Origin of the sequence: Zhongshania sp. (genome assembly GCF_041623545.1) — a bacterium.
GTDB lineage: Bacteria > Pseudomonadota > Gammaproteobacteria > Pseudomonadales > Spongiibacteraceae > Spongiibacter.
The window spans coordinates 1-1939 of record NZ_JBFJWS010000428.1; the positions used below are offsets into that span (position 1 = coordinate 1).

Annotated in this window: 3 protein-coding genes; all 3 read right to left on the reverse strand. The window is 51.1% G+C overall.

Going from position 1 to position 1939, the window contains the following annotated elements; translation table 11 throughout:
• A partial coding sequence (locus tag ABYT30_RS18840; RefSeq protein ID WP_373098072.1) for a glycoside hydrolase family 108 protein occupies positions 1–382 on the reverse strand: 382 nt, incomplete at its 3' end.
• A 41-nt stretch (positions 383–423) separates the two neighbouring features.
• Positions 424–744: a tetratricopeptide repeat protein gene (locus ABYT30_RS18845; protein WP_373098074.1), complete on the reverse strand. Its 321-nt coding sequence runs from the start codon at positions 742–744 to the stop codon at positions 424–426.
• 6 nt (positions 745–750) lie between these two features.
• The coding region (locus ABYT30_RS18850) for a heme biosynthesis HemY N-terminal domain-containing protein (protein WP_373098075.1) at positions 751–1939 on the reverse strand (1189 nt) is incomplete at its 5' end.

The following is a 1939-nucleotide window of genomic DNA, read 5'->3' on the forward strand; positions in this document are numbered from 1 at the left end:
CAGCAGCGCGCCGAGTGTTATCTCCCATTATTCCATCTTCACGCAGTGGCGGCTTTGCACCCAGTAAATTACAGCTGCGCTGCACAAACAGCAGCGCTTGTTTTGGACCATGATTTACCGCACTGTCGAAAACAAACTCTTTTATTGGCTCCGGTAATTTGTCGAGCCCCGGCGCTAAATAAAAATTTTCCCGATAAATTTCCCGCGCTAAGGACTGATCAAGGTTTTCAATCTCACTGATGCTCACAGCTCGGCCAAGATAACGCGACAAAGTTCTTTGAGTAATTCCGTAGTGAGTCGGGCCGCCGCGGTCAGCGGGATGATTAACATAAGTGCCTTCACGCCGAATCACAGCCGTAATGATGTTTTCAATATCGGACATTAGCTTACTCCCTGTAAACAAATACCTCAGATCAAGTGGTCTTACTCCTGTACCACCTTATTTAATTTTTTTAAGAATACCGTTATTTCTTTTTCAGTCTGCTTATCGCCTTTTGCTTGCGCACTAGCCAAACCCTGCTGCCAAGCCGCCTGCGCTTGCTCGCGAGACCCACTTTGCAAATACGCCTTACCCAGCAATTTCCATGCAGCCGAATAACTGGGATCAACACTGACGCAATGCTGAAAATGCGCAATGGCTTGTTCGTCATTGCCGTCGTCAAGATAGGCCTTACCTAGGCCAAAGCGCAACATTGCACTGTCATTGCCCTTGGCCAGCATTTTTTCAAGTGCGGCGATATTCACAAAGCATTAATCCTTTAGCTTGCTTAACGACGGCTGCGGCAGGCTAGGCAACGACTGCCCTTGCAGCTGCAGGGCTTCTTGGGTAAAGCGCTCCGCCGCCGCAGGCTCGTCTAAATTAACCATTAACCGACCCAATTCAAAACACACTTCGGCATTGGGGCTAAGCTGGTAAGCCTGTTCGAAATATTCCCTCGCCTTGCCCCATAATTCGTTGCGCAGCGATAAGCGCCCCAAGGTCAATAGTAAAACGGCATCATCGCTATGCTCTTTACGCCACGACTCTGCCACACTGAGTTGACGGGCCACATCGCTGCCGGCGATTAAGCCGTAAAGCTTCAGTAGATCACTGTGCCAGTTTTGCTTTAGGGCATCGCGCAGCAGCTTTTCAGCACTGCCTGAATCTCCCGCCGCCACAAGCACCCGACAATAAGCCAATAGTAGGCCATTATCGCGATGCCAACTGCGAGGTACGTGCTTCCACCACTGCTGTAAGGCGGACACATCGCCGGACTGAGCGGTGTGCTCCAGTTGACCCATTAAAGCTTGACGCTCTAACTCGGCCACGCTCTCATCGCTCATGCCGCCGTGCTTGCGCAAATCCGGTATCAAGGCCATGAGTGAATTCCAGTCGCGCAGACCGATATACACTTTTTTAAGCAGCGTCAGTACCGAGGGATGACGCTCGGCATTGCGGCGCGCACGCGTTAATGTCGCGAGGGCCTCTTCCAAGCGACCATTTTCCACCTGCATTTCGGCTTGGGTTAGCGCCACGGCAATGCTGGCTTTATTACTGGTTTGCTCTGCCAAACCCAAATAATGGCGGCTGCCCGATACATCACCCAAGGCATGACTAGCGCGAGCGGCCAGCAGATAATTTATTAATGGGGTCTCGGTATCTTTGGCAGAGTCAGTTAGCAGTTTTCGCGACTTAGCCCAATTACCTTCGATAAAGGAAATCATGCCTAAGGTAGTATGGCTGCGACCCCGCACTGCTTTACGATCTGTCCAAAAGGAACCAATGTTGTCGGAGACTTTAGCGCCTCGGCGCAAGCTCATAAATATCAGCAGCACCAGAATCAAGAATACCGTTAATACTGCCACGCCGACCCAGATCGTCATTTCAACCGTGGTCTGACCGTAAGCGATCAAAATATAACCCGAATCTTGCTGGATCGCCGCAGCTAAACCCGCAGCG